The 26216-nt window shown below is 72.9% G+C and carries 27 protein-coding genes; 10 read left to right on the forward strand and 17 right to left on the reverse strand.

Annotated features, from left to right (window positions below):
* Window positions 1–27: 27 nt before the first annotated feature.
* On the reverse strand, window positions 28–1332 hold the full coding sequence (locus MON03_RS02750; protein WP_242090373.1) for an acyltransferase family protein: 1305 nt from the start codon (window positions 1330–1332) through the stop codon (window positions 28–30).
* Between the two features lie 181 nt (window positions 1333–1513).
* Here MON03_RS02750 and MON03_RS02755 point away from each other — a divergent pair, with 181 nt between their 5' ends.
* Window positions 1514–2038, forward strand: a complete 525-nt coding sequence (locus MON03_RS02755) for a Fur family transcriptional regulator (protein WP_229728025.1) — start codon at window positions 1514–1516, stop codon at window positions 2036–2038.
* 104 nt (window positions 2039–2142) lie between these two features.
* A complete protein-coding gene (locus MON03_RS02760; protein WP_277927270.1) occupies window positions 2143–3669 on the forward strand; it encodes a catalase in 1527 nt (508 codons plus the stop codon).
* 99 nt (window positions 3670–3768) lie between these two features.
* Here MON03_RS02760 and MON03_RS02765 read toward each other — a convergent pair whose 3' ends face one another.
* A complete protein-coding gene (locus MON03_RS02765) occupies window positions 3769–4335 on the reverse strand; it encodes a GNAT family N-acetyltransferase (protein ID WP_242090374.1) in 567 nt (188 codons plus the stop codon).
* Between the two features lie 34 nt (window positions 4336–4369).
* Window positions 4370–5239: a VOC family protein gene (locus MON03_RS02770; RefSeq protein ID WP_502798685.1), complete on the reverse strand. Its 870-nt coding sequence runs from the start codon at window positions 5237–5239 to the stop codon at window positions 4370–4372.
* A 109-nt stretch (window positions 5240–5348) separates the two neighbouring features.
* Between MON03_RS02770 and MON03_RS02775 the strand changes: the two genes are divergently transcribed.
* From MON03_RS02775 to MON03_RS02785, 3 genes are read left to right on the forward strand one after another with little or no spacing between them, the layout of a single operon-like run.
* On the forward strand, window positions 5349–5873 hold the full coding sequence (locus MON03_RS02775) for a hypothetical protein (RefSeq protein ID WP_242090378.1): 525 nt from the start codon (window positions 5349–5351) through the stop codon (window positions 5871–5873).
* A complete protein-coding gene (gene lepB / locus MON03_RS02780; protein ID WP_242090380.1) occupies window positions 5870–6499 on the forward strand; it encodes a signal peptidase I in 630 nt (209 codons plus the stop codon). The genes MON03_RS02775 and lepB overlap by 4 nt, the downstream gene beginning before the upstream one ends.
* 53 nt (window positions 6500–6552) lie before the next feature.
* Window positions 6553–7362 (forward strand): helix-turn-helix transcriptional regulator, encoded by an 810-nt coding sequence (locus MON03_RS02785; protein ID WP_242090382.1) that lies wholly within the window; start codon window positions 6553–6555, stop codon window positions 7360–7362.
* A gap of 57 nt (window positions 7363–7419) precedes the next feature.
* Here MON03_RS02785 and MON03_RS02790 read toward each other — a convergent pair whose 3' ends face one another.
* The 5 genes from MON03_RS02790 to MON03_RS02810 are packed head-to-tail and all read right to left on the reverse strand — an operon-like array spanning window position 7420 to window position 11418.
* Window positions 7420–7746, reverse strand: coding sequence for a hypothetical protein (locus tag MON03_RS02790; protein WP_148286083.1), 327 nt, complete (start codon window positions 7744–7746; stop codon window positions 7420–7422).
* A 9-nt stretch (window positions 7747–7755) separates the two neighbouring features.
* Window positions 7756–8382, reverse strand: a complete 627-nt coding sequence (locus MON03_RS02795) for a response regulator transcription factor (protein ID WP_175328747.1) — start codon at window positions 8380–8382, stop codon at window positions 7756–7758.
* Window positions 8379–9623 carry a sensor histidine kinase gene (locus MON03_RS02800; RefSeq protein WP_242090384.1) on the reverse strand — a complete coding sequence of 415 codons (1245 nt, stop codon included), beginning with the start codon at window positions 9621–9623 and terminating at the stop codon, window positions 8379–8381. Before MON03_RS02800 ends, MON03_RS02795 begins: the two co-directional genes overlap by 4 nt.
* 53 nt (window positions 9624–9676) lie before the next feature.
* Window positions 9677–10498 carry an ABC transporter permease gene (locus MON03_RS02805; protein ID WP_242090386.1) on the reverse strand — a complete coding sequence of 274 codons (822 nt, stop codon included), beginning with the start codon at window positions 10496–10498 and terminating at the stop codon, window positions 9677–9679.
* Window positions 10495–11418, reverse strand: coding sequence for an ABC transporter ATP-binding protein (locus MON03_RS02810; RefSeq protein WP_242090388.1), 924 nt, complete (start codon window positions 11416–11418; stop codon window positions 10495–10497). Before MON03_RS02810 ends, MON03_RS02805 begins: the two co-directional genes overlap by 4 nt.
* Window positions 11419–11579: 161 nt before the next feature.
* Between MON03_RS02810 and MON03_RS02815 the strand changes: the two genes are divergently transcribed.
* Window positions 11580–12776: a PP2C family protein-serine/threonine phosphatase gene (locus MON03_RS02815; protein ID WP_242090390.1), complete on the forward strand. Its 1197-nt coding sequence runs from the start codon at window positions 11580–11582 to the stop codon at window positions 12774–12776.
* 48 nt (window positions 12777–12824) lie between these two features.
* On the opposite strand, the gene MON03_RS02820 is transcribed toward MON03_RS02815, so the two are convergent.
* Both MON03_RS02820 and purD read right to left on the reverse strand, forming a co-directional pair.
* Window positions 12825–13697: a phosphoribosylaminoimidazolesuccinocarboxamide synthase gene (locus MON03_RS02820; protein ID WP_022905141.1), complete on the reverse strand. Its 873-nt coding sequence runs from the start codon at window positions 13695–13697 to the stop codon at window positions 12825–12827.
* Complete coding sequence (gene purD / locus MON03_RS02825; RefSeq protein WP_242090392.1) at window positions 13694–14962, reverse strand: phosphoribosylamine--glycine ligase; 1269 nt, start codon at window positions 14960–14962, stop codon at window positions 13694–13696. The genes MON03_RS02820 and purD overlap by 4 nt, the downstream gene beginning before the upstream one ends.
* A gap of 144 nt (window positions 14963–15106) precedes the next feature.
* On the opposite strand from purD, the gene MON03_RS02830 reads away from it, so the two are divergent.
* A complete protein-coding gene (locus MON03_RS02830) occupies window positions 15107–15469 on the forward strand; it encodes a sterol carrier family protein (protein WP_031274612.1) in 363 nt (120 codons plus the stop codon).
* Between the two features lie 15 nt (window positions 15470–15484).
* Here MON03_RS02830 and MON03_RS02835 read toward each other — a convergent pair whose 3' ends face one another.
* Complete coding sequence (locus tag MON03_RS02835; RefSeq protein ID WP_242090394.1) at window positions 15485–16267, reverse strand: DUF4184 family protein; 783 nt, start codon at window positions 16265–16267, stop codon at window positions 15485–15487.
* Between the two features lie 344 nt (window positions 16268–16611).
* Entirely contained in the window at window positions 16612–19212 is a 2601-nt protein-coding gene (locus MON03_RS02840; RefSeq protein ID WP_188889163.1) for a helix-turn-helix transcriptional regulator, read from the reverse strand.
* 126 nt (window positions 19213–19338) lie between these two features.
* Here MON03_RS02840 and MON03_RS02845 point away from each other — a divergent pair, with 126 nt between their 5' ends.
* Entirely contained in the window at window positions 19339–19734 is a 396-nt protein-coding gene (locus tag MON03_RS02845) for a hypothetical protein (RefSeq protein WP_148286313.1), read from the forward strand.
* A gap of 78 nt (window positions 19735–19812) precedes the next feature.
* Here MON03_RS02845 and purF read toward each other — a convergent pair whose 3' ends face one another.
* On the reverse strand, window positions 19813–21270 hold the full coding sequence (gene purF, locus MON03_RS02850; protein WP_242090396.1) for an amidophosphoribosyltransferase: 1458 nt from the start codon (window positions 21268–21270) through the stop codon (window positions 19813–19815).
* Window positions 21271–21340: 70 nt separating this feature from the next.
* Here purF and purM point away from each other — a divergent pair, with 70 nt between their 5' ends.
* On the forward strand, window positions 21341–22444 hold the full coding sequence (gene purM, locus MON03_RS02855; protein ID WP_242090398.1) for a phosphoribosylformylglycinamidine cyclo-ligase: 1104 nt from the start codon (window positions 21341–21343) through the stop codon (window positions 22442–22444).
* 369 nt (window positions 22445–22813) lie between these two features.
* Here the strand turns inward: purM and MON03_RS02860 are convergent, their stop codons facing one another.
* Window positions 22814–23029, reverse strand: coding sequence for a DUF3073 domain-containing protein (locus tag MON03_RS02860; protein WP_022905133.1), 216 nt, complete (start codon window positions 23027–23029; stop codon window positions 22814–22816).
* 160 nt (window positions 23030–23189) lie between these two features.
* On the opposite strand from MON03_RS02860, the gene MON03_RS02865 reads away from it, so the two are divergent.
* The gene (locus MON03_RS02865) at window positions 23190–24311 is read left to right on the forward strand and encodes an FAD-dependent oxidoreductase (protein ID WP_242090400.1); all 1122 of its coding nucleotides are present in this window, start codon (window positions 23190–23192) and stop codon (window positions 24309–24311) included.
* A 201-nt stretch (window positions 24312–24512) separates the two neighbouring features.
* Here MON03_RS02865 and MON03_RS02870 read toward each other — a convergent pair whose 3' ends face one another.
* The 3 genes from MON03_RS02870 to MON03_RS02880 form a co-directional block, all read right to left on the reverse strand.
* Window positions 24513–24953 (reverse strand): DoxX family protein, encoded by a 441-nt coding sequence (locus MON03_RS02870; protein WP_242090401.1) that lies wholly within the window; start codon window positions 24951–24953, stop codon window positions 24513–24515.
* A gap of 120 nt (window positions 24954–25073) precedes the next feature.
* Window positions 25074–25352: a DUF3072 domain-containing protein gene (locus MON03_RS02875; protein WP_031274603.1), complete on the reverse strand. Its 279-nt coding sequence runs from the start codon at window positions 25350–25352 to the stop codon at window positions 25074–25076.
* A 93-nt stretch (window positions 25353–25445) separates the two neighbouring features.
* On the reverse strand, window positions 25446–26201 hold the full coding sequence (locus MON03_RS02880) for a hypothetical protein (protein WP_242090403.1): 756 nt from the start codon (window positions 26199–26201) through the stop codon (window positions 25446–25448).
* Window positions 26202–26216 lie beyond the last annotated feature (15 nt).

The following is a 26216-nucleotide window of genomic DNA, read 5'->3' on the forward strand; positions in this document are numbered from 1 at the left end:
CGAGGTCCCGCGTCCGTGAGAACCGGTTCAGATCCGGGTCACGCCCCGCGCCGGGGTCGTCCGGGTGAGCAGCCACACCCCGATCGGGACGAGCACCGCGCCCGTGACGGCGACCGGGAAGGAGAGGTGCAGCTGCATGACCGCGAAGGCCGGTCCGACCGTGCACAGCGCCGCCACGACGAGCACCGGCCACGCGGGCCGGTCGGCTCCGGGGACGAGCCGGGGGAGTGGCCGATCGAAGGATCGGAGCGCCCGGGCGACCACGATCGCGGCGCCGAGCAGGAGGACGAGCGCGAGGGGTCGCGTGGCCCACCACAGCGCGCCGCCCGGCTCCGGGAACGGCACCCCGACGAGCAGGGCGACCCCGTTGAGCGCGATGAAGAGCGGCAGGTGCCAGAGGTAGACCGCCATGCCGTCGCGCCCGAGCACGAAGACGACCGCCTGGGCGCCGCGCGTCCGCATCAGGGACGCCAGCGGCCGGTGGACCAGCTGGACGAGACACGCCTGCGCGATCGCGAGGAACGCGAGCGGCACCATCGGCGGGTTGAGGTCCTGGAGCATGTCGGGTGCCCAGAGCCCGATCGATGTCAGGGGCACGAGGACCACGTACGCGGCGACGGCGACCACGGCGAGGAGCAGGCGCGATCGCCGCGCGAACCAGCCGTCGGCCCAGAGGAACCCGAGCTGCTGGGCGAACAGCCAGACCGGGCCGAGGTTGAGCAGCCCGACCTCCGCGACACCCGTCGCCAGGCGAACGGTGTCGACGAGGACGGCCGCGCCGAGCAGCACGGCCAGCGTCCTCCACGGCGCCCGTTCGTGCAGGCGGACCATGAGGGGGACGCAGCACTGCGTGATGCCGTACGCCGCGAGGAACCAGAGCGGGGAGCCGATGCCGAACGCGACCTCCGCCAGGAGCCCCGGCGGCGTCCCCAGCGCCGTCGCGATCCCCAGTCCGAGCGCGAGCACGACGAACAGCGGGACGGCGGGGCGGAACAGACGGACGAGGCGGGTCGACCAGTAGTCGCGCGCGCCGCCGCCCCGCGTCACCGTGCTCCGCCACCCGACGATGCTGGCGAACCCGCCGACGACGAAGAAGAGCGGCATGACCTGCCCGACCCAGGTCGCCGGCACGTACCAGGCGAGCTCCTGGAGCGGGCTCGTCACCTCGATCCCGTCGGCGGTCCCGACCCCGACCATCGTCACGTGGACGAAGACGACGAGGACGACGCACGCGGTCCGGATGAGGTCGACGACCAGGTCGCGCTGCGCGATGATCCCCCGGACGTCCCGTGCTGTGTGTGCCTGCTCCGGCACGCTCTGCTGCGAGGACATGCTGGGACGGTACCCGGCGCTGCGGCCGTCCCAGCGGAGCTCCAGCAGATCGCGGCCGTTTCGTGACCCCTCACATGCCGCGTCCGGCATGCGACGGCACCGCGCCGACATGGGCTCGAAGGCCCGGTGCCTGGTGCTAGGGTGAACCCGTTGTCTTGATCACTGCAAGAGAAGGGCCCCGATGGAAGACGCAGAGCTGCTCCGCACCGCGGGCCTGCGGGTCACCACACCGCGGTTGGCCGTCCTCCGCGCCACCGGATCCATGCCCCACGCGACCGCGGACGACATCGTCACCGCCCTCGCCGCCGAGCTCCCGACGACGAGCCACCAGGCCGTGTACGGCGTCCTCGCCGCGCTGACCGGGGTCGGGCTCGTGCGCCGGATCGAGCCAGCCGGCAGTCCGGCGCGGTACGAGCGGCGGACCGGGGACAACCACCACCACATCGTCTGCACCATGTGCGGCGCGATCGAGGACGTCGACTGCGCCGTCGGGCACGCTCCGTGCCTGACGCCGTCCGAGACGCACGGCTTCGCGGTCACCACGGCCGAGGTCACCTACTGGGGGATCTGCGACCGATGCGCCGCAGCGGAGCGCGAGGACGCGACCCCCGCCGGAGCACCCGCGGCCCCTGCGGCCCCCGGCGGAGCACCCGCGGCCCCCGCGACCCCCGCGGGAGCACCCGCGACCCCCGGCGCAGTCGTCTGACGCGCCCGGCGCGACCGCCGCAGTCGATCCCTCTCCCGGCACCGAACCGGGACCACGAGCAACCTCGAGCATCCCTGACCGAACCAACGTTCCGAGGAGGAACCGTGTCCGACCAGAACACGACCGGCAAGCCCGCCGGCACCCCCACCACCACGACCAACAGCGGAGCGCCCGTCTCCAGCGACCAGCACTCGATGGGGGTCGGCGCCGACGGGCCCCTCGCCCTGCACGACCACTACCTCGTCGAGAAGCTCGCCCAGTTCAACCGTGAGCGCGTGCCGGAGCGCGTCGTCCACGCCAAGGGCGGCGGCGCCTTCGGTACCCTCACCGTCACCCACGACGTGAGCCGCTACACCCGCGCCGCGTTCCTCCAGCCGGGCAAGCAGACCGAGGTGCTCGCCCGCTTCTCGAGCGTCGCCGGCGAGCAGGGCTCCCCGGACACCTGGCGCGACCCCCGCGGCTTCGCACTGAAGTTCTACACCGAAGAGGGCAACTACGACCTCGTCGGCAACAACACCCCCGTCTTCTTCATCCGCGACGGCATCAAGTTCCCGGACTTCATCCGCTCGCAGAAGCGCCTGCCGGGTTCGCACCTCCGCGACCACGACATGCAGTGGGACTTCTGGACGCTCTCGCCCGAGTCCGCCCACCAGGTCACGTGGCTCATGGGCGACCGTGGCCTCCCGGCGTCGTGGCGTGAGATGGACGGCTTCGGCTCGCACACGTACCAGTGGATCAACGCCGACGGCGAGCGCTTCTGGGTGAAGTACCACTTCATCACCCAGCAGGGCCACAAGACCCTCACGCAGGAGGACGCCGACCGCATCGCCGGTGAGGACGCCGACTTCCACATCCGTGACCTCCACGCCGCCATCGAGCGCGAGGACTTCCCGAAGTGGACGCTCAAGGTGCAGGTCATGCCGTACGCGGACGCCGAGTCCTACCGCTTCAACCCGTTCGACCTGACGAAGGTCTGGCCGCACGCCGACTACCCGCTCATCGAGGTCGGCGAACTCGAGCTCAACCGCAACCCGGAGAACTACTTCGCGCAGATCGAGCAGGCGACCTTCGCGCCGTCGAACTTCGTGCCCGGTATCGCCGCGAGCCCGGACAAGATGCTCCTCGCGCGCATCTTCAGCTACGCGGACGCCCACCGCTACCGCGTCGGCACGAACCACGCGCAGCTGCCGGTGAACGCGCCGAAGAACGAGGTGCACTCGTACTCGAAGGACGGCGCGATGCGCTTCGACTTCCAGAAGGCCGAGGTGCCGGTGTACGCGCCGAACTCGCTCGGTGGTGCGCACGCGGACCCGCAGGCGACCGACGACGTGCCGGGCTGGGAGTCCGACGGCGCGCTGCAGCGCTCCGCGGCGACCCTGCACCCGGAGGACGACGACTTCGGCCAGGCCGGCACGCTGTACCGCGAGGTCCTCGACGACGCCGCCCGTGAGCGCCTGGTCGGCAACATCGCCGGGCACGTCTCGAAGGTGACCCGCGACGACCTGCGCGAGCGGGTGTTCGCCTACTGGACGAACGTCGACGCGGACCTCGGCGCGCGCGTGCGCGCCGCTGTCGCGCCGAGCGCGCCGGGTTCCAACGAGGACCCGGAGAAGGTCGCGGTCGAGGCGTAGGCCGGTCAGCGGAGGGGCGTGAGCCCCACCCCGCCACCTGACGGACGGGAGGCACGGTGCCAGCTGGCACCGTGCCTCCAGTCCGTCGTCTGGTTGCGTTCAGACCTGCTGGGCGTTCAGGCGGACCGGACCGGCCGGCCAGTCCTCGAGGGGTGACGCGACGGGCAACACCATCCAGCCGCCCTGTTCGGTCATCGGCATGCCCGCGCCCTCCGCGGTGAAGGCGGTGTAGTCGGTCACGACCTCGTCGAGGTGGTGCCAGCCGAGCTTCGCGTAGAACGGCACGCGGTCCTCGCCGGTGCCGAGGAAGCCGAACGGGACGTCGAGTCCCTCGAGCACGCTCCGGGCGCGTTCGAGGAGGTCGCGGCCCATGCCGGCTCCCTGCAGTCGTGGCGAGACCGCGACCAGGCCGGTGTCGCCGACCAGGACGTCCTCGCTGCCGACGCTGATGAACATGCGTCGGATCCCGACATGTGCGAGAGCGACGCCGTCGGCGTCCCGGGCGAGCACGCGGCGCTCCGGTTGCATGCCGCTCCAGCTGCGGCTCCCGAGGAACCAGTGCGACCAGTCCGGGAAGGCCTGCGCGAGCAGCGCCGTGATCGCCTCGTGGTCGGCGAGCGTCAGCGCACTCTCCTCGACCACCTCCCAGCGGATGTCGTCAGTCACCCGACCATCCTGCCGGAGGGGCAGCCGGCGGGGTTCAGCCGCGTCCGGGCGCCGTCACCTCGATGCGGTTCGCCCACGGATCCTCGAACGCGACCGTCCTGCCGTCGTCTGCGAGCTGCAGGCCGTGGTCCCGCATCCGTTCGGTCAGGGAGTCCAGGTCGTCGAGCGCCGGTACCTCGATGCGGACGAGGCCGAGCCCGAGTGCGAGCTGGCGACGCCCCGCGCCCCGGGAGTTCCACGTGTTCATCGCCATGTGGTGGTGGTAGCCGCCGGCGGAGACGAACAGCGCCTCGCCCCACCCCGCGGTCGTGGCGAAGCCGAGTCGATCGACGTAGAACGTCTTGGCCGTGGCGACGTCACCGACCGACAGGTGCACGTGCCCGACCCGCCCCGGACGGGCCGTGGCACCGTCGAGTGCCTCCTGCGTGAGGTGCTCCTGGAGGAACGCGTTCGGGTCGAGCGCGATCGTGGCCATGTCGACCATGCCGTGCGTCCACGACCATCCGGACCGGTCGCGGTCCCAGTAGAGTTCGACGCCGTTGCCTTCGGGGTCCGTGCAGTAGAAGGCGTTGCTCACGAGGTGGTCGGCGCTGCCCGTGAACGACTGCGGGTACCGCGTGGCGACGGAGTACAGCGCGGCCGCGAGGTCGGCACGCGTGTCGAAGAGGACCGCGGTGTGGAACAGCCCGGCCTCGTGCGCGCCGGCGTGCCGGAGTTCGGGCGCGTGCTCGAGCACGACGATCGGCACCGACCCGCGGCCGAGGACCGTGCGTCCGGGCGACGAGGAGACGACGCTGAGCCGGACGCCCTCCGTGTAGAACGCCGTCATCCGGTCGAGGTCGGCCACGCGGAGGGTGACCGCGCCCATGCCGGTGTCGGCGGCGAGGAGGTCCTGGGTGTGCATGCCACCAGTGTCCATCCATTTGGTTGACGCGTCAACCAAATGGATGACGATCGCATCGCACTCGGCGTCCTGTCGGCGGAGGGCACCACCAGGAGGCCATGATGGACGGATGCCACGACGTCCGGACCCGCGCGACCTCCCCGTCGAGCACGTCCGTGACCGCATGTCGTCGTACATCTACGGCAACATCACCGTGCTCAGCGCCGCGATCGCCGCCGACCCCGAGCAGATCGAGCGCGGGGCGGCCGTCCTCACCGTGCTCGCCACGGCGGTGCTCACCTACCTCGCGCACGTGCTCGCCCACCTGGTCGCCCACGGCATCGGCGCCGACCGGGGTGCGGACGACGTCGCCCGTCGCGAGAGCGCGGTCGTGATCGTCCGGAACGCGAACCCGATCGCGACCTCCGGGCTCATCCCCGCCGTGCTCTACGCCGCGGCGTGGGTCGGGTGGCTGCCGTCCGTGTGGGCGCAGGTCGCGGCGGTCGTCATTCTCGTCGTCCGCATCGGGCTCGTCGGGGTGTTCATGCAGCGGTTCTCGGGGACGCGTCCGACGTTCCTGGGGCTCTGGGGCGGCATCGTGCTCGCCGCGGTCGCGTTCGTGATCGGACTCGTGAAGGTGGTGCTGACGCATTGAGTGACGAGACGACCTCGGGCGGGACGAAGCAGCGGGGTGGCTGGCGGTTCATCCGCGACCTGGCGATCATCGTCGTGGCGGCGTTGATCGCGTCGTTCCTGGTGAAGACGTTCCTGGTCCGGTCGTTCTACATCCCCTCCGAGTCGATGGAGGACACCCTGCTCGTCGGCGACCGCGTGCTCGTCAACGAACTCGTCCCCGGGCTGGTCCCGGTGCGGCGCGGCGACGTCGTGGTCTTCACCGACCCGGGTGGCTGGCTGGGCACCGGCCAGGGCGACGACCTCATCAAGCGCGTCATCGGGCTGCCGGGCGACCGGGTGTCCTGCTGCGGGACCGACGGCCGGCTGTCGGTCAACGGCAAGGAGGTCGACGAGCCCTACGTCGTCCTGGAGCCGGGCTCCGACCGGGTCTCCGGCACGGACTTCGACGTCACGGTGCCGAAGGGGCACCTCTGGGTGATGGGCGACAACCGCTACGACTCCGCGGACAGCCGGGCGCACGGTTCGGTCCCCGTGGACGACGTCGTCGGCCGCGCGTTCGTCACCACCTGGCCGGTGTCCCGGTGGACGGTGCTGTCGCGGTACGGCGACGACTGGGATGCCGTCCCGGACCACCCCACCCGCTGACGACCTCCTCCGGGGGAGTCGCTCCGCCCGGAGCAGCGGAGTACCGTGCTCGCATGCCGACGGACGACGGGTGGTTCGAACTGCGGTCCGGCGACGACGAGCTGTGGGTCCACCGGATCCGCACGGACGGGCCGCAGTCGGGGACGATCGGCCCCCGGCCCGACCACGTCGTGTTCTGGCTCGCGGACGGGCACGCGACGGTGACCGCCGAGGACGGCGCCCGGTGGGACGTCCGCCCCGGCCAGCCGATGGTGCTCTCGGCACCGGCGGCCTACGGCTTCGACACCGACGCCACGCACATGACGCTCCTGCACGTCGCACCGTCGCTGCTCGGTGACACCGACGAACCGCACCGGTTCGTGCAGCCGGACCCGACGGACAACCGGCTCGACCCGCTCCGGGCGCTCCTCCGGGACGTCGTCGACCGACTGCTCGACCCCGCCCTGCCCGAGGAGCACCTCCGGGCGCTGAAGCACCGCGTCGCCACGGTCGTCCTGTCGACCTACACCCGCGCCAGGACGGACGTCGAGCAGCGGATGCGGCGAGCGGTCGCGTTCGTGGACGAGCACGCACGCGACCCCATCACGGTCGCGGACGTCGCCGACGCGTGCGGGCTGAGCGAGCGGGGTCTCCAGGACCTCTTCCGCCGCCGGTTCGGCGTGACACCGACCCGCTACCTGCGCGAGGTCCGGCTGGACCGGGTGCACCTGGAGCTGATCGTGCGTCGGAGCGGGGTCGTCACGGTGCACGACGTGGCACACCGGTGGCACTTCGCGCACCTCGGGCGGTTCGCTGCGAGCTACCGGGCACGGTTCGGGGAGCAGCCCCACGAGACGCTCGAGCGGGGTCGGGGTCGTCGCTGAGCCCGCGTTCCGGTCACGCCGTACCGCCACACCACGACCCGGTCGTCACCCGCCGGCTCAGCACCCCGTGGTCGTGAGCGTCACGTCGGCGACCGACCCGTCGGTCACCGTTGCACGCTCGGGGCAGAGGTCCCCGGCCCGGACCGTGACCGAGCCGAGCGGCACCCCCGCGAACGACGCGGTCCCGCCGGGGAACACCCGCTGGTGCTCCGAGAGCTTCCCCGTGGCCGCGTACACCTTCACCTCGTAGGGGTGGTCGGCGGCGTTCTCCGACACCGTGACGGCGATCTGCCCCGTGGAGTCGTGTGCGCCGCACCCCGTGAGGGTCAGCGATGCGGTGATCCCGAGGAGGAGCACGGGGAGGGAACGGCGGGGGCGGAGCACCGGCCCAGGTTACGCCGTCCCGAGGAGCCACCCGTTGTCCGCCGCCACCCGGAGCGCCTCGGTGGCGTTCCGGGCGGTCGTCTTCCCGATGGCCGCGGAGAGGTGGTTCCGGACGGTGCCCTCCGACAGGTGCAGGGCGGCGGCCACCCCGGCCACCGTCGGGTTCGTGCGGAAGGCGATGAGCACGTCGGTCTCCCGCCGGGTCAGCGGCGAGGGGCCGGCGGCGAGCGACTCCGCGGCGAGGACGGGATCGACGACCCGGAACCCGCCCGCGACCCGGCGGACGGCGTCGGCGAGCTGTTCCGCTGGCGTGTCCTTCACGACGAACCCCGACGCGCCGGACTCGAGGGCTCGCCGGAGGTACCCGGGCCGCCCGAAGGTCGTCACGATGAGCGATCGGCAGGCGGGGAGCTCCCGGGCGAGCGCGGCGGCCGCGGTCAGTCCGTCGGCACCGGGCATCTCGACGTCGAGCAGGGCGACGACGGCGCCTGCCGAGCGTGCCGCCTCGACGACGCCGTCCCCACGAGCCACCTGCGCGACGACCTCGATGTCGGGCTCGAGGGACAGCAGCGAGGCGAGGGCACCGCGGACGAGCGCCTGGTCGTCGGCGAGCAGCACCCGGATCGTGTCGGTCATCGTCGGCCCTTCCGTTCGACGCGCAGCAGGAAACCGCCGAGGTCGCTCGTGCCGGTGGCGACGGTCGCACCCACCGCGTCGGCCCGCTCACGCAGCCCCCGGAGCCCGTTGCCGCCGACGCGGCCGCCGACGGACGGGAACCCGGGTACGTCACCGGCGCCCGCGACGTCCCCGGTCCCGTCGTCCTCGATCGTCAGTGTCGACCGGGTCAGCGTCACCCGCACCCGGGTCGCGGCCGCGTGCCGGACGACGTTCGTCACGCCCTCCCGCAGCACCCAGGCGAAGAGGCTCCGGACGTCCCGGGCCGCCGCGGCACCGTCGGCCGGCAGGTCCGCGTCGACCTCAGCGGCCGCCAGCGCCGCACGGGCCGACACCAGCTCGGCATCGAGGTCGGCCTCCCGGTACCCGCCGACCGCCTGCCGCAGACCCTGCAGGGCCTCGCGGGACAGCCGCTCCACGTCCAGCATCTCGGACCTGGCCCGGGCGGGGTCGACGTCGACGAGCCGGACGGCGAGCTCGGACTTCATCGCGACGACGGTGAGCGAGTGCCCGAGCACGTCGTGCAGGTCGCGGGAGAACCGGGCTCGTTCCTCGACGACGGCGAGCCGCGTGAGTTCGTCCTGCGCGACGTCGAGCCGGTCCTCCGCCTCGCGCTGCCGACCGAAGAACAGCATCGACGCCCCGACCGAGACCGTCACGATCGGCGCGAACAGCAGGCCGGTGCCCACGGCCTCGTCCCATCCGAGCGTCCCCGCGACGACGAGTTGCGCGGCGATGACGGAGAGGACGCCCACGCCGGCGATCCAGGCCCGTTCGGCGACGAAGCCGGTGAGCGCGGCGACGAGCAGCCAGGTCCAGACGGCGAGGGGCCCGACGGCGAGCAGGAGCAGTCCGGCGAGGGTCGCGATCCCGGCGAGCACCAGGACACGGGTCCGCATCCCGCTGCGCCACATCAGCTCGGGGGCGAAGAGGTACGCCGCGTAGAGGACGAACAGCGCGAGCGTCGACCAGACGTGCGCCTCGACCGACCGGCCGTCGTTCCAGACGGCGACGAGTTCGAGCACCTGCCAGAGCAGCGCGAACACGGCGCCGCCGTACCAGCGGCGCCGGCCGGCGCGGATCACGTCCTCGGTCGCGCCGGGCGGGACGGCCCACGGGAACGAGCGGGGCGACGGCCGGGAGGCACGGCGCGCGCCCGCCCCGTCGCTCGCGGCGACGGGGCGGGTGCGGGAGTCGGTCATGTCGGTCAGCGTAGGGGCACCGGTCGCCGCGCCGCCGGTCTCGGCGTCGCGCACTACCGGCGCGCCGCGTCGCGGCGGTACCGCCACACGATGACCGCGGCGAGGGCGACCGCCCAGCCGGTCAGGACGAGGGCGGGCTCGAGCATGCCGGTGCTCCCGGTGGCGCCCGCCCCCATCTGGCCGATCCGGTTGAGCCAGTACGACGGCAGCAGGTGCGCGACCGACCCCATCCAGTTCGGCATCACCGACAGCGGGACCCAGAGGCCGCCGAGGATCGCGAGGCCCATGAACACGACCATGAACAGCGGCTGGGCGAAGGACGGCCCCGCGAACTGCCCGATGAGGATCGCGATGAGCGCGAAGGGGACGACGCCACACCAGATCCCGACCGCCGCCGCGAGCCAGTGCCCGGCGTCGAGCGACGCGTGCAGGGCGACGACGGACACGGTGACCGTGATCCCGATCGACACGGCGGCGAAGGCCATCGCGGCGATCAGCTTCGACACCATGAAGCCCCAGCCGGACAGCGGCGTGACGCGGAGCTGGCGGTTCCACCCGATCGAGCGTTCGGTGACGATCGCGAAGGCCTGGCCGAGCGCGGCCATCATCGCGCCGTACGACGCCATCTGCAGCGTGGTGACGGTCAGGTATCGGAGCCCGGTCGCCTGGTCGAGCTGGGAGCCGTAGGCGGCGCCGAACACGAGGAGCATGACCACCGGGATCGCGAAGGTGAACACCATCGCCTTGACGTTGCGGAGCTGTCGGACGGTCTCGAGCGCCACGTACCGGAACGGCAGACGGCCGCGGACGGTCGGGCTGGTGCGGGGACGGTCGGGAGCCGTGGCGACGTTGGTGGTCGCGGTCGTGCTGGTCATGCGGAGACCTCCTGCGGGTCGGCGGTGATGGCGAGGAAGGCGTCGTCCATGGTCGAGGCGACCACCTGGACGTCGTGCACCTCGGGGAACGTGGTGAGCAGTGCACGGAGCGTGTCGTCACTGCGGTCGGTGCGCAGCGTGACGGAGCCGTGTCGTGCCTCCAGGCCGGTGACGCCCGGCAGGGCGCGGAGCGCGGGGTGTCCGTCGGGGCCGACCCCGTCGAAGCGGACCGTCCGGCTCGACGCGATGGCCTTGACCTCGGTCGGCGTGCCGTCGGCGACGACCCGGCCGGACCGCATGATGACGATGCGGTCCGCGAAGGTGTCGGCCTCGTCGAGGTGGTGGGTGGCGAAGACCACCGTCCGGCCGGCGTCGGTGAACTCGCGCATCGACGCCCAGAAGGTGTGCCGTGCCTCGACGTCCATCGCCGCGGTCGGCTCGTCGAGCACGAGGAGTTCGGGGTCGGAGACGACGGCGACCGCGAAGCGGGCCCGCTGCAGCTGCCCGCCGGAGAGCTTGGCGACCCGGCGGCCGGCGATCTCGGAGCAGCGTGCGCGGCGCAGGGCCTCGTCGACGGGCATCGGCATCCGGTGCGCTGCGCCGACGAGGGCGACCACGTCCCGGACGGTCATGTCCGGAAGGAGCGCACCGCCCTGCAGCATCGCGCCGACCCGGCCGTCGACGACGGCTCGGCGGGGATCGTCGCCGAAGAGCCGGACCTCGCCGGAGCCGGGGGTGGCGAGCCCGAGGGCCAGGTCGACCGTGGTGGTCTTGCCGGCGCCGTTCGGTCCCAGGAGCGCGACGACCTCGCCGCGCCGGACCGTGAGGTCGACGCCCTCGACGGCGTGCACCGCGCCGAAGCGCTTGTGGAGACCGCGCAGTTCGATGACCGCGTCGTCCTGGTGTCCTGTGCTGTTCATGCCACCACTGTCGCGCCGATCGGCCGCCGGCTCCGCTGCCGTCCGTCACGACGTCACCGTGACGATCGTCACGGTCGGGACGGTCCGACCCTCCGAACGGGGGTCCTGTCCTCCGTTGTGGGTACGCGCCGGTCGCCGTCAGCGGGGTTACCGTGGTCAGCATGAGCCTCACCACCTCGTCGTCGATCGCCCACGCCTCCCCGGAGGCCCGGAGGGCCGCGCTCCTCGCCGCGCTCGACGTCGTCGAAGGCGGTCCGGAGGAGCGCTTCGAGCGCATCACCCGCATCGCGCGCGAGGCGTTCGGCGTCACCGGCTCGTTCCTGAACCTGGCGGGGGAGTCCGTGCTCACGATCAAGTCGCAGCAGAGCGACCAGCACTTCGGTCCGACGATCCCGCTGCAGGACACCTTCTGCGGACGCACCCTCGGCGAGACCGGTCCCGTCGTCGTCGAGGACGCCACCGCCGACACGCGCTACGCCGACATGCCGATGGTCGTCGACGACCCGAACGTCCGGTTCTACGCGGGCGTGCCGCTGCGGCTCGGGGACGACGAGGTCAAGGTCGGGACGCTGTGCCTCGTCGACCAGGTGCCGCGCACCCTGAGCGACGACGACCTCGCGCTGCTCGAGGAGCTCGGCGTGTGGGCCGAGCGCGAACTCGCCGCCGGTGCCGACGAGGACCGGCTGCGCGCCGTGCTCGCCGGACTCGAACCGGCCGCGGTCGCCCTGCCCGGGTACCGGATCGCCGGGATGAGCATCCCGCACGGTGTCGTGTCCGGCGACCTGCACGAGTGGCACCGCTCGGGGGACGACCTCGTGGTGACCCTCGCCGACGTCATGGGCAAGGGGATGTCGGCCGGACTCCTCGCGGCGAACATCCGCGGCGCGCTGCTCGCCCGCGGCGACGACCGCCCCGACGTCGCTGTCGCGGGCCTCGAGGCGCAGATCACACCGGACCTGGGCCGAGCCGAGTCGTTCGCCACGCTCTTCCACGCGCGGCTCGCGCCCGCGACCGGCCGCCTCGACTTCACCGACGCCGGGCACGGTCTCGTGCTGCACCTGCGGGCGGACGGGTCGGAAGCCGTGCTGCGGTCCTTCGACCTCCCGCTGGGCCTCCACCCGGCGGGGCTCGGACGGACCCCGGGCTCGCTCGACCTCGGCGCCGGCGACGTCCTCGTCCTGGTCAGCGACGGCGCGCTCGAGCTGTGGGACTCGACCCTCGCCTCGCTGTCCCGTCTGGGACACCTCTACCGGGAGGCGGCGGACATCGAGGACTTCCTGGCCCGGGTCCGCGCGCGGGCAGCCGAGCACGACCCCGGCGACGACCTCACCGTCGTGGTCGTCGCGCGGGACGCCTGAACCCTCACCGGCGCTCCGGCGTCGACCGGTGCTCGCGTGCCGGCTGCGTCAGGCGCCGAGGCGCTCGATGAGCTCGCGGTAGCGCGCCGCGGTGCGCTCCACGATCGTGTCCGGTAGCACCGGCGGGGTGCCCTGCCGGTCCCAGTTCGCGCTGAGCCAGTCGCGCACGATCTGCTTGTCGAACGACTCGGTCCGGTTCCCGGAGCGGGCGTCCCAGTAGCGGCTGGAGTCGCTCGTGAGGACCTCGTCCGCGATGCGGACCACACCGTCGGCGTCGCGGCCGAACTCGAACTTCGTGTCGGCGATGACCACGCCGTGCTCGAGCGCGATCGCGGCAGCCTCGGAGTACACCCGGAGCGACAGGTCGCGCAGCACCTCGGCGTCGTCTCGACCGACGAGCTCGACGGTCTGCTCGAACGAGATGTTCTCGTCGTGCTCACCCTGGGGCGCCTTGTACGCGGGCGTGTAGATCGGCTCGGGCAGCCGGTCGCCGTTCGCGAGGCCGGCGGGGAGCGCCACACCGCAGACGCTGCCGGACTCCTGGTACTCAGCCCAGCCGCTGCCGACCAGGTAGCCGCGGACGACGCACTCGACCGGGAACATCGCGAGCGGCATCACGTGCATCGACCGCGGAGCGACCTCGGCGGGCACGGGGGTACCGCCGCTGGTGGCGGGCAGGATGTGGTTCGGGACGTCCGACAGCCGGTCGAACCAGAACCGGGACAGCCGGGTCAGCAGCTCGCCCTTGCCGGGGATCGGCGGCTCGAGCGCGAAGTCGTAGGCGCTGACGCGGTCGGATGCGACGAGCAGGAGTTCGGTGGCGCTTGCGACGTCGTCGGTGCCGCTCGGCACGTACAGCTCGCGGACCTTGCCCGACGAGACGTGCCGCCAGCCCGGGACGACCGGGACCGCGGCGGTCACCGCGCGACCTTCGCGGCGATGTCGGTGCGGAACTGCGCGCCCTCGAGCGTGATGTCGTGCAGGCCGGCGTACGCGCGGTCGCGTGCTTCGGCGAAGTCCGCCCCGGTCGCGACGACGCTGAGGACGCGGCCGCCGGTGGCGACGAGCTCGCCGTCGAGGAGGCCGGTGGCGGCGTGGGCCACCGAGACGCCCGGCCGGGCGCCGGCCGCGTCGATCCCGGTGATCCGACGCCCGGTCTTCGGGTTCTCCGGGTAGCCCTCGCTCGCGAGCACGACGGTGACGGCGGCGTCGTCCCGGAACTCGGGCGCGGGGACCGAGCCGAGGCGGCCGGTGGCGGCGGCGAGCATGAGTCCGCTCAGCGGTGTCGCGAGGCGGGGGAGCACCACCTGGGTCTCCGGGTCGCCGAAGCGCGCGTTGAACTCGATGACGCGGACGCCCTGCTCGGTGACGATGAGCCCGCAGTAGAGCAGCCCGACGAAGGGCGTGCCCTCGTGCTCGAGGCGACGGACGGTCGGGAGCGCGACGAGGTCGGTGACCTCGGCCACGAAGGCCTGCTCCGATCCCCAGCGGTCGGCGAGCCAGGGCAGCGGCGAGTAGGCGCCCATGCCGCCCGTGTTCGGCCCGGTGTCCCCGTCGCCGAGGCGCTTGTAGTCCTGCGCGGGACTGAGCGGGCGGACGTCGTGCCCGTCGCTCAGGAAGAACAGCGAGACCTCCTCGCCGTCGAGGAACTCCTCGACCACGACGTGCCCGTGCTGCAGCCAGTACGTGGCGTGGTCGATCGCGGCCCGACGGTCCTCGGTCACCAGGACGCCCTTGCCGGCCGCGAGCCCGTCGGCCTTCACGACGTACGGGGCGCCGAGCTCGTCGAGCGCGGCGACGGCCTCGTCGACCGTGCCCGCGTACACCGGGCGGCCGGTCGGGACGCCCGCCTCGGCCATGATCCGCTTCGCGAACGCCTTCGAGCCCTCGAGCTGCGCGGCGGCCTTCCCCGGGCCGAACACCGGGATGCCGCGCGTGCGGACCGGGTCGGCGACGCCGGCGATGAGCGGCGCCTCGGGTCCGACGACGACGAGCTCGACGTCGTTCTCGATGGCGTAGTCGGCGACCAGCGCGCCGTTCGTCGGGTCGATCGAGACGGTCTCGACGTCGGCGGCGATGCCGGCGTTGCCGGGCGCGACGGTGATGACGTGCCCCGCCTGCTCCGCGAGGAGGGCCGTGACGATGGCGTGCTCGCGGGCACCGGAACCGAGGACGAGGATTCGCACCCGATCACCCTACCGAGCCTCGTGCCCGCGTTGCGATGCGGGTGGTCCGCGGCCGCTCGGTGCGAGGTTCCACGCTCCGTGCGAGGTCTGAGGCGCCGCACGGTGTGCGATTCCTCGCACCGCACGGGTCGCTAGCCTGTGGGCATGCCGCGCAGGACGATCGACGACGGGGACGGGCGGTCCGCGCTCGCGGCGGTGCAGGGCGGCAGCACGGCGCGGGCGGACGTCGCCACCGCCGTGCGGTGGACGCTGCAGCGCCTCGCGGAGGACGTGCCGGGCAACAGCGTGGAGGTCCGCGTCCCGCCGTACGCGGCGGTCCAGGCGATCCCCGGGCCGCGGCACACCCGCGGCACCCCGCCGAACGTGGTCGAGACCGACGCCGCGACGTGGATCGCGCTGGCGACCGGCACGCTCCGGTGGGACGAAGCGGTCGAGGCCGCCCGGGTGAGCGCCTCCGGCTCGCGCGCGGACCTCACGGGGTTCCTCCCCGTCCGCCTCGCCGGCTGATCCACGCCGGCGCGGTCACCCTGCGGTCGTGAGGTCCACCGAGCCGTGCGACCGGCGGACCACCTCGAGCACGACCGCACCGACCACGAGCACCACGGCGACCACCGGAGGGACCGTGAAGGCCGCTGCCACGACGACCGCACCCGCGCCCCCACCCGCGAGGGCGACGGCCCCGCAGCGTCCAGCGGTGACCAGCACGACGGCGGCGACACCCGTGGCGGCGGTGAGTCGTGCCTCCCGGCCGGTGCGGCCGCCTCCCGGGACGCGCCGATCACCCTCGGGACGCGACCGGCCCCACCACACCACGGCGACGACGAGCAACGCGAGGAGGCCGAGCGCACTGGAGCCGTCCTGCACGAGCGCCCACACCGGGTGCCCGGCGACGCTGCCCCGCAGCACCGGGACAGCCTCCACGACCCACCCGTCGCGGTGCGAGCACGCGTCCCAGAGCACGTGCGTGACGCTCCCGAGCACGCACCCGACGAGCGTGGCGGCGACCCCCCGCGCCGACGATCGCGGTCGGGTCGTCCACCCCGTGGGCGCACGGACAGCGAGGGCGGGCAGGGCGCGCGTCCACGCGGGACGGACCAGCCACCACCAGACCGCGACCAGGACGAGCGCGACGGCGAGGTCCACGGTGACGACGCCCGTCCACGAGTGGCTCACGGCGTACGGCGGCAGCAACGGCACGAAGAGGACCGCGTCCGGGGCCATCGACCCGACCGCGACGGCGGCGACGGGCAGCGGCGTCCGGCGGGCGGCGAACGCGACGACGGCGTGGCTCACGGTGAAGGGCACACGACGATGGTGGCCCGAGGAGCGGTCCGAGCGCGTCAGCCCGGAGGACGAACACCCGGCCGAGGAGATCGCTCGCCTGGCGAAGCGAATTAGGTAGGTCCTACCGATGTGCCCCGCGCAACCGGTTGCCTATCGTGGAAGTCGCCGGGATTCGGACCCGACCCGAACGGGTCCGAACCCGGCGACACCCACACGCTACGCGATTTTCGGCGAGCTGTGTGCACCATCCGGCGAGTCGTGCTGCATCCCGCAACAGATGCGCGCAAAGTGAGCGCTCCTGCTGCCGGGCGCGCGAACGGAAAGACGGGCGGTACCGACCGGGCACGCCGATCCGAGCGGACGGCTCAGAGCAGCTCGACGAGCTCGGCCCGGGCGTGCAGGTCCCACTTCTGGAACACCCGCGACAGGTGCGCGTCGATCGTGCGGACCGACAGGCCGAGCGTCTCGGCGATGCGGCGGTTGCTCAGCCCCTCCGCCGCGAGCTTGGCGACCTCGTACTCGCGGTTCGTGAGCGGCGGCTTCGTGTGGCCGGCGCTCACCGCCATCCCGTGCGAGGCGAGGACGCCCTGCGCGACGATCACCCGCGGTCGGTCGCGGGCACGGACCGCATCCGCGTACTCGACGATCGCCCCCGCCAGCGGACCGTCCACCCGTTCCGCCGCGGCACGCATCCGGTCCAGCGTGGGACCGTCGTCGCGACCAGCCTGCAGGTCGATCGCGTAGTGCAGCGTGTGCCCGTACATGACGTGCGTCCACGAGCCGGCCGCCGTCGACCGCTCGATGACCTCGTCCATGTGGCGCGGACCCTCCGGGTTGCCGAGGATCCACTCCGTCCACGCGATCGACACCGCGACCTGCTCGCCCGTGATCCGCATCGCGCGGAGCGGCGTCGTCCGGGCACGGTCCAGCGCTGCCGCGGCCTCCTCGAGCCGACCCGCGTAGGCGTACGCCATCGCCAGTCGTGCCCAGGGGTACGCGGCGAACCCGCCGTGGTCGGCGATGTCGTAGCGCTCGCACGCCGCCGAGAACGCGACGATGGCGTCGTCCCAGCGCCGCTGTCCGATCGCGTGGTTGCCGTCCCCGATGAGCTCGAGGGTGAAGTCGTACATGAGGTACGGGCTCGACCGGCGGACCGGCACCTCGGTGAGGAGGTCGGCGATGTCCCCGCGCCAGACCTGCACCTGGTGGAGCACGGAGACGATCTCGCCGACGCTCCACGGCGCGTCCTCGAGGTTCACGACGGCGGTCTGCAGGGCCTTCCGTCCGAGGGCGGCGGCGTCGTCGAGCCGTCCGGCGGTGGCGAGTCCCATCACGGCGCACGGCGCGAGGCAGAGGAAACCGAGCGGCACGGTCGGGGCGTGGACGATCCCGGTGGCGTCGACCTCGGCGCGCACCTCGGCGAAGCGCCCGGCCCAGCCGAGGTGGGCGAGCCGCAGCAGACGGAGGCGCTCGGCGGCTGCGGGCCCCACGCGCCGCACCGCCTGGTCGGTCAGGGCCACGGCGGCGTCCACGTCGTCGTCGTGGAACTGCCGGATGTTCGCGAGCGTCTCGCACGCCTCGATGACCGCGGCGTCCTCGACGTCGTCGGAGTCCCGAGCGATCGCCCACGCCGCCTCGGCGTCCGCCCGGCCGGCCTCGCGTCCGGCGCTGTAGGAGTGCGCCAGCGACCGCAGCACGTGCGCCGCGATCCGCTGCGTGCACGGCAGCGACGTCCGGAGTGCGGCCGAGGTCAGGGCGACGGCGCTCTCGAGCTCCTGCAGACGGACCGCGACCTCGGCGGCGTCGAGGAGCGCCTCGGTCGCGGGCAGCACGCCGCACTCGAGCGACCAGAGGGTGGCCCGGAGCCGTGCGGCCGGCGGGGCGCCCTCGGGCCGGTCCGTGCGGAAGGCGTTGGCGCGCGCGAACAGCATCGTCCGTCGGGCCACCGGGACGAGTGCCCGGACGACCTCGCCCACGAGCGGGTGCGACGGCCGGACGACCGCGGTGCCGTCCTCGGTCGAGTCCATCCGGACGAGCCCGAGCGCGACGACCCGGTCGATGTCCCCGCCGGCGACGAGCGCGAGGAGCCGGGGGAGCGGGATCGGGTCCGCGAGGGCGACGATGTCGACGACGTCGCGGAGGTCCTCGGGGAGCGTGCCGAGCTCCGTCCGGTACATGTCCGCGAGGCTGTTCGACGCGGTGACCCGGCCCCGCCAGTACCAGCCGGACGCGGTCTGCTCGAGGGCGCCGGACGCCAAGGCGGCCCGCACGACCTCCCGGACGTAGAGCGGGTTGCCGGCGGTCGCCCGGTGCACGCGCTCGGCCGAGGCGTTCTCGAGCTGGGCGCCGAGCGCCGTCGCGATGAGGTCCGAGGTCTCACGGAGGTCGAGCGGGGCGAGGTCGATGCGCTCGAGCAGGTCGTCCTGCCAGAGCGCACGGAGCGGCTCCGGCAGCGCCGTGAAGTCGCGGCAGGTGAGCACGAGCCGGGCGTCCTGGTGCCGGACGAGCCACGCGACGTACCGGGCGGAGATCGCGTCGAGGTGGTCGGCGTCGTCCACCCGGAGCAGCACGTCGCGGTCTGCGCCGCCGAGGGACCGGAGCCGCTCCTCGGCCTGGTGCTCGTCCGCGAGCTCGGCCAGGGTCGTCGGGAGTTCGCCGAAGTGGCCGGAAACCGCATCGAACGGCATCGACCGACCCGCGGCGACCGCGGTGATCGGGACGACGAGCGTCCGACCGGACGCGTCCCGCCCGGCGACGCGGTCGGTGATCCGCTCCGCCGCGGTCGTCTTGCCGAGGCCGGGGGCGCCGACGAGGGCGACGCTCCACCGGTGCTCCGCGACCACCGCGACGGCCCGGTCCTCCTCGTGCCGGCGGGCGATCGGCCAGGCGATCCGGGCGGGCGGCCGTCGGTGCGGACCGGAACGGTGACCGCGCTCGGCGCGGCCGTGCTGCGTGCGTCCGCGCATGCCCGTCACCTGCCTCTCCGGTCGCCGCCAACCGTCAGGGGTGCCGGTGCGGTGCCGTCCATCCTGCCCGGTATCGCGTTCTGCGCACAGGCCGGAGCACGTCCCACAGTGGGGGACAATGGGGTGGTGAGCACCACCGACGGACCCGAAGAACGACCGGCCCCGAACGCCGTCTCCACCGCCGACGCGGTCACGATCCGACGTGCGCCGAAGTTCGGCGTCTTCATCGTCGGTGGCGCGGTCGTCGGGTTCCTCGTCACGCTCGTCGTCGTTTCGGCGACGATGAACATCGACCGAGGCGACCAGCAGGAGACCGCGAGCTTCGGCTCCCTGGTGGGGTACTTCTCGCTGTGGGGCGTGACCATCGGCGCGTTCGTCGGTGCCGTGGTCGCCGTCGTGCTCGACCGCGTGTTCGCCCGGCGGGCGGCGGAGCTCACCGCCGAGCGCGTGGACGTCGAGCCCGCGCCGGAGACGGTCGACGGCGAGATCGAGGAGCACGGCGACGACGTCGCCGGTCGCTGAGGCGACCCAGGTCGGACGGGAGGCCCGTGGCGGTGTCGCCACGGGCCTCCCGTCTGTCTGCCGGTCGCGTCGAGCGACCTAGCTGAGCTGGTTCGCCTCGACCCAGGACAGGTACTCGGGGCTCACGGTGCCCGTGACGTACTCGCCGGTGAAGCAGCTCATCTCGAGGTCGGTGACGTCCGAGCCCTCGATGATCGCGTCGCGCATGTCGGCGATCTCCTGGTAGATCAGGTGGTCGCTGCCGAGGACCCGGTTGATCTCCGGGATCTTCCGGTCGTGCGCGATGAGCTCCGCCCGGGTGGGCATGTTGATGCCGTAGACGTGCGGGAACCGGACAGGCGGCGCCGCGCTCGTGAACGTCACCTCGTTCGCGCCGGCGGCACGGGCCATCTCGACGATCTCCTTGCTCGTCGTCCCGCGCACGATCGAGTCGTCGACGATGAGGATGTTCTTGCCCTTGAACTCCGACGACATCGCGTTGAGCTTCTGCCGCACGGACCGCTTGCGCTCCGCCTGCCCCGGCATGATGAAGGTGCGACCGACGTAGCGGTTCTTGTAGAAGCCCTCGCGGTACTCGATGCCGAGCTTCTGCGCCACCTGCATGGCCGCAGGTCGGGACGAGTCGGGGATCGGCATGACCACGTCGATGTCGCCGGTCGGGGCGTACTGCTCGATGGTGTCCGCGAGGCGGTTGCCGAGCCGGAGTCGGGCGTCGTACACCGAGATGCCGTTCATGACCGAGTCGGGGCGGGCGAGGTAGACGTACTCGAACGAGCAGGGCACGAGGCGCGGGTTCTTCGCGCACTGCCGGGCGTGCATCTGGCCGTTCATCTCGATGAAGACGGCCTCGCCGGGGGCGATGTCCCGGACGATCTCGTAGCCGCCGGACTCGAGGACGAGCGACTCCGACGCGACGACCCACTCCGGCTGACCCGCCTCGTCGAACTTGTGCCCGAGGATGAGCGGGCGGATGCCGAACGGGTCGCGGAAGGCGAGCAGCCCGTGCCCGGCGATCGTCGCGATCGCGGCGTAGGAGCCCTCGACGCGCTCGTGCACGCGCTCGACGGCGTCGAACACCTGGCCCGGGTCGAGGTCCTTCCCGCGGACCTGGCCCTGGAGCTCGTGCGCGAGGACGTTGACGAGCAGCTCGGTGTCGGAGCTCGTGTTGAGGTGCCGGCGGTCGATGTCGAACAGCTCGCGGGTGAGTTCCCGCGTGTTCGTCAGGTTGCCGTTGTGCACGAGGACGATGCCGTAGGGCGCGTTCACGTAGAAGGGCTGCGCCTCTTCCTCGTTGCTCGCGGCGCCCTTCGTGGCGTAGCGCACGTGGCCGAGGCCCATCGTGCCGAGCAGGGACCGCATGTCACGCGTGCGGAAGGCCTCCCGCACGTGTCCACGCGTCTTGTGCATGTGGTGGATGTGACCCTCGACCGTGGCGATGCCGGTCGAGTCCTGTCCTCGGTGCTGCAGGAGGAGCAGAGCGTCGTAGATGGATTGGTTGGCAGGACTCTGGGCGACGAGCCCGACGATGCCGCACATTCGCGGTGTGCTCCAGACCGTAGAATCGGGGGGACCGAACAAGTCTGCCATGCCCTGCGGAGGACGACGCATGACGAACCCGTACGCCGAGGCCGGCGTCGACACAGCAGCCGGCGACCTCGCGGTCGAACTCATGAAGTCGGCCGTCTCGGCCACGCACAACGCCTCGGTGACGGGCGGTGTCGGCGGGTTCGCGGGGCTCTACGACGTCTCGTTCCTGAAGGGCTTCGAACACCCGCTGCTCGCGACCTCGACCGACGGCGTCGGCACGAAGGTCGCCATCGCCCAGGCGATCGACAAGCACGACACGATCGGGCAGGACCTCGTCGGCATGGTCGTCGACGACATCGTCGTGGTCGGCGCTCGTCCGCTGTTCATGACCGACTACATCGCGTGCGGCCGGGTCGTGCCGAACCGCATCGCCGACATCGTCGCCGGGATCGCCCGCGGCTGCTCGGCCACCGGGACCGCCCTCGTCGGCGGCGAGACCGCGGAGCACCCGGGGCTCCTCGGCCCGGACGACTACGACGTCGCGGGAGCGGCGACGGGTGTCGTCGAAGCCGGCGCTCAGCTCGGCGCGCACCTCGTCGAGGACGGGGACGTCGTCGTCGCCATCGCCTCGTCGGGCCTGCACTCGAACGGGTACTCGCTCGTGCGGCACATCCTGTCGACGCGCGGCGTGCAGTACACCGACCAGCTGCCGGAGTTCGGCGCCGGGGTGTCCGTGGGGGAGGCCCTGCTCGAGCCCACGCGCCTCTACACGACGCCGCTGCTCTCGCTGCTGTCCGCGCACCCGGGCGCCGTGCACTCGCTCTCGCACGTCACCGGTGGCGGCATCGCGGCGAACCTCGCACGTGTGCTCCCGGTCGGCTCGTGGGTCGAGGTCGACCGGTCGAGCTGGTCCCCGCTGCCGGTCTTCCGTGTGCTCGCGGAGATGGCGAGCACGCCGCTGGAGGACACCGAGGGCACGTGGAACCTCGGCATCGGGATGTTCGCCGTGGTCGCGGCCGGGGCTGCCTCGGACGTCATCGCCTCGCTCGGAGCCGCCGGGCTGCCGTCGTGGGCGGTCGGGACGATCTCGACGGCGGCGCGCGAGGACCTCACCGGGTTCGAGCAGGGCGCCAAGGGCGTCGACGGCGGCGCCGTGCGGCTCGTCGGGTCCTACGCGGCCTGACGTCGGCTGCGCCTGACGCCGGCGCGCGGCCCCGCCGCGACGCGTCGGCCGCCCCCGCCTGCCGCGTCGGCCGCCCCCGCCTGCCGCGTCGGCCGCCCCGCCTGCCGCGTCGTCGGTCGGGACACCCCGTCCGCGGATCGTCCAGCGGTCAGGAAACGTCGCGTCCGCCCCGACGGAGAGACGTCCCGTGACCTTCGGGCATGCTGCACGCGGGGTGTCGCGACCGCACGGAGACGCCGCCCATCAGGGTGGCTGACCTCAGCCACCGCCGAGCACACGCGCGCGGCGCACTCCGACGCGCCGGGCACGCCCGGGACACGCGCAAACGCCGCGCACCCGAGGGTGAGCGGCGTGTCGCACGAGGGCGGCTCAGGCGGACTTGTTCTGGTCCTCGTGTTGCTCGAGCTCGAGGTCGTCCTCGTCGTCACCGTACTGGTCCGCCCAGCGGTCGACGTACGAGTTCTCGTCCGAGTGTTGCCCGGCGGAGAGCTCTCGCTCGAGTGCACCGTAGTTCGTCTCCGGGCTGAAGTACTTCAGCTCCCGAGCCACCTTGGTGTGCTTTGCCTTCTGACGGCCGCGCCCCATGCGTGACCCCCTCGTGATCGGCTCTGGTCCGATCCTGGCGGGTGTCGGTGGACACCCGGGGAATCGGACGGTTCGTGGTTTGAAATCTGCCGATCACTCTACCATGTACCCCGATCTGGACGTCGCCGCGAGGGCGGAGCACCCAGGAGAATCGGATGTGATGAGCGACGCCACGAACCCCGTTCCCGACCAGCTCGCGCGTGTCGTCGTCATCGGCGCGGGGCAGGCCGGGCTCTCGGTGGCCTACCACCTGCGTCGCCTCGGCCTCGTGCCCGGGTCGGACCTCGTCGTCCTCGATCGTGGGCCGGGCTCCGGCGGGGCATGGCAGCACCGGTGGGAGGCCCTCCGGCTCGGCGCAGCGCACCGGGTGCACGACCTCCCGGGCATGCACGCGATGGGTCTCCGGTTCGACGATGCCGACCGCTCCCGTCCCGCGCGGGACGTCGTCGGCGAGTACTACCGCCGGTTCGAGCAGCACTACGAGCTCCGGGTGCGGCGCCCGGTCGCGGTGACCTCGGTGACGCGTGTCCTCGGTGCCGACCGACTCTGCACGACCGTGCGGACGCCGGACGGGAGGACGAGCCGGATCAGCTCGGATGTCATCGTCAACGCCTCCGGCACCTGGGGCACCCCGTTCGTGCCGTGGTACCCGGGCCGGGACGTGTTCGCCGGTCGGCAGCTCGACACGACGGAGTACCGGAGCGCCGCGGAGTTCGCCGGGCAGGACGTCGTGGTGGTCGGCGGCGGGACGAGCGCGATCGGCTTCCTGCTCGAGCTCGACGGTGTGGCCCGGTCGACGCGGTGGTTCACCCGGCGACCCGTCGTCTGGTCCGACACGGCCTCGCTCGACCTCGAGTCCGCGGTCGCGGCGGTCGACGAGCAGGACCGGGCAGCTCGGACGGGACGGGTCCTCCCGAGCATCGTCAGCGGCACCGGCATCCCGGTCACGCGTCGGATCCGCGCCGGCATCGACCGCGGGACGCTCGTGGCCGCCCCGATGTTCGCACGCCTCGACGAGTCCGGGGTGGTCACCGCGGACGGCGAGCACGTGCACGCCGACGCCGTCGTCTGGGCGACCGGCTTCCGGGCCGACCTCCGGCACCTCGCTCCGCTCCGGCTCCGGACCGCTGCGGGTGGCATCGTGGTCGCCGACGGCCGGTCCGAGGACGAGCCGCGCCTCTTCCTCGCCGGCTACGGCCCGCAGGCCTCCACCATCGGCGCGAACCGCGCGGGCCGGCGCATCGCCCAGCAGGTCTCGGACGTGCTCACCGGCACCGCCTGACGACCCGGCCGGCGTGGACGGGACGCACGGTGCGAGGTTGCACGCACGGTGCGGGGGCAACGGCCTCGCACCATGTGCGCAACAACGCACGCCGACGCGCCAGGACGCCACGCCGTCAGGCGGGCGGACGGCCGGGAGGCGCGGTGCCGGTCCGCCCAGCGCCTCCCGGACGCCGGCGGTCGCGCCGGGGACGCGGGTGGCTCAGGCCGGCAGCGGCTCGTCCACACCGCGCCGACGACGCGTCGCGCGCAGCAGCAGGGCATCGAGCGAGAAGCGCCCCGGCCCGGTCAACGCGACGGCCAGCGATCCGACGGCGAGCACGAGGACGTACTCGAAACCGCCGTCCTGCGAGAAGAACCCGGCCGTCGCGTGCGCGAGGAGCCCCGCCACGACCATGTCGACCGCGAGCAGCGCCCCGACCACGCGCGTCGCGACACCGACCACGAGGAACACCCCGCCGACGAGTTCGAGCCCCGCGACGAGCGGCGCGGCGACCTCGGCGAGCGGGACCCCCATACCCGCGAAGCCCTGGGACACGGTCGGGATGCCCTGCGCGAACTTCTGCGCGCCGTGGGCGATGAAGACCACGCCGAGGACGACGCGGAGCACGGTGAGGCCGATCGAGGTCGATGTCGTTCGCATGCCCGGGACGGTAGCGGTTGACGCGTCACCGAGCACCCCCGGACGGGGGCCTCGGCGGAGTTCGCCAGGGCATCGCCAGGACATGCCCAGTCTGGGGTCCGCCGTTCAACGGACCCGCGCTCAGGATGCGGAGTCGGTACCGCGGCCGGTCTGCTGCTGCAGTCGGTCGATGTGCTCCGAGGCCTCCGCCTTGGTGAGGTCGGCGGGCAGTTCCTCGCCGGCCTCGCGGGCGAGGGTGTCGAGGTAGCTGCGCTGCGGACCGGTCATGGGCTCGTCGCCGGTGACCCAGTCCTCCGGGTCCTTGCTCGCGGTCGTGGAGGGGTCGGGGCGGGGACCGCCGAGGGTCTCGCCGGTGTGGTCGGCCTTGCCCTGCTGGTCGGTCTGGTCTGCATCGCTCATGGCGCGGACGCTACGCCGGGCCACCGACGGGGACCCCAGCGCGGCGTCCCCCGGACAGCCCGACGACGCCGGTCCCGGACGGCCGGAACGGGGTCAGGCAGCCGCGACGGCGTAGCGCACGAGGTCGGGACCGACGGTGCTCAGCGCGATCGGCACGACCGACCCCTCGCGACGGATCCACATGCTCGCCGCACGCTCGTCGATGCGCTCGACCTCGTACAGCGTGCCGTCGATCAGGACCGACGCCGAGACCAGGACCGTCCCGGTGGCCGGGCGGGGAGGCAAGCCCGGGACGTCGGCGTCGTACGCCGTGTGGGGCCCGGGCGTCAGGAACGGGGACACCGGGGTCGTCACGATCTCCAGCCCGTCGGCGACGTCCGACACCGCGACGAGCCGGACGGCCTGGTCCTTCGGCAGCGGGACGTCGACCACCGGAGCGTCGTCGGGGCCGGCCAGCGCGCGGAACGCGGGCCGACCGTCGGGGGCGAGTAGTGCCTCCCGGCCGTCGATGCGGACGCGACCGCGCCCGCGCGAGTCGGCGTAGAGGCCCGGGACGATGCCGGACCTGCGCGCTTCGAGGCGGGTGATGACGACGCGGTCGGGCCGGTACCAGTCGCGGAGCGTGGCGGGGTCGACCCACCCGATGGCGCGCGCACCGCGCGACAGCGCGGAGGAGTGGTCGGCGGCCCGTTCGTCGACCGCTCCGAGGGGGTGTTCGCCCAGCACGGCGACGAGGCCCTCGAGCGGGCTGCCGGCCGGCGGTTCGTGGTCGAGCACCTCGACGCGCTTCGACACCTTGCCGCCGTGCGCGTCGAACGTCGCGAAGGTCCGGAGGTCGGTCGGGGTCATGGCGTCACATCGTAC

The organism is Curtobacterium sp. DN_7.5 (genome assembly GCF_022655355.1).
GTDB lineage: Bacteria > Actinomycetota > Actinomycetes > Actinomycetales > Microbacteriaceae > Curtobacterium > Curtobacterium luteum.

Bases quoted from the DNA above. Each gene is read 5' to 3' on its own strand.
- MON03_RS02750 (WP_242090373.1), bottom strand. From the start codon at position 1,332: ATGTCCTCGCAGCAGAGCGTGCCGGAGCAGGCACACACAGCACGGGAC.
- MON03_RS02755 (WP_229728025.1), top strand. From the start codon at position 1,514: ATGGAAGACGCAGAGCTGCTCCGCACCGCGGGCCTGCGGGTCACCACA.
- MON03_RS02770 (WP_502798685.1), bottom strand. From the start codon at position 5,239: ATGCACACCCAGGACCTCCTCGCCGCCGACACCGGCATGGGCGCGGTC.
- MON03_RS02775 (WP_242090378.1), top strand. From the start codon at position 5,349: ATGCCACGACGTCCGGACCCGCGCGACCTCCCCGTCGAGCACGTCCGT.
- MON03_RS02785 (WP_242090382.1), top strand. From the start codon at position 6,553: ATGCCGACGGACGACGGGTGGTTCGAACTGCGGTCCGGCGACGACGAG.
- MON03_RS02795 (WP_175328747.1), bottom strand. From the start codon at position 8,382: ATGACCGACACGATCCGGGTGCTGCTCGCCGACGACCAGGCGCTCGTC.
- MON03_RS02800 (WP_242090384.1), bottom strand. From the start codon at position 9,623: ATGACCGACTCCCGCACCCGCCCCGTCGCCGCGAGCGACGGGGCGGGC.
- MON03_RS02805 (WP_242090386.1), bottom strand. From the start codon at position 10,498: ATGACCAGCACGACCGCGACCACCAACGTCGCCACGGCTCCCGACCGT.
- MON03_RS02810 (WP_242090388.1), bottom strand. From the start codon at position 11,418: ATGAACAGCACAGGACACCAGGACGACGCGGTCATCGAACTGCGCGGT.
- MON03_RS02815 (WP_242090390.1), top strand. From the start codon at position 11,580: ATGAGCCTCACCACCTCGTCGTCGATCGCCCACGCCTCCCCGGAGGCC.
- MON03_RS02830 (WP_031274612.1), top strand. From the start codon at position 15,107: ATGCCGCGCAGGACGATCGACGACGGGGACGGGCGGTCCGCGCTCGCG.
- MON03_RS02840 (WP_188889163.1), bottom strand. From the start codon at position 19,212: ATGCGCGGACGCACGCAGCACGGCCGCGCCGAGCGCGGTCACCGTTCC.
- purF (WP_242090396.1), bottom strand. From the start codon at position 21,270: ATGTGCGGCATCGTCGGGCTCGTCGCCCAGAGTCCTGCCAACCAATCC.
- purM (WP_242090398.1), top strand. From the start codon at position 21,341: ATGACGAACCCGTACGCCGAGGCCGGCGTCGACACAGCAGCCGGCGAC.
- MON03_RS02860 (WP_022905133.1), bottom strand. From the start codon at position 23,029: ATGGGGCGCGGCCGTCAGAAGGCAAAGCACACCAAGGTGGCTCGGGAG.
- MON03_RS02865 (WP_242090400.1), top strand. From the start codon at position 23,190: ATGAGCGACGCCACGAACCCCGTTCCCGACCAGCTCGCGCGTGTCGTC.
- MON03_RS02870 (WP_242090401.1), bottom strand. From the start codon at position 24,953: ATGCGAACGACATCGACCTCGATCGGCCTCACCGTGCTCCGCGTCGTC.
- MON03_RS02875 (WP_031274603.1), bottom strand. From the start codon at position 25,352: ATGAGCGATGCAGACCAGACCGACCAGCAGGGCAAGGCCGACCACACC.
- MON03_RS02880 (WP_242090403.1), bottom strand. From the start codon at position 26,201: ATGACCCCGACCGACCTCCGGACCTTCGCGACGTTCGACGCGCACGGC.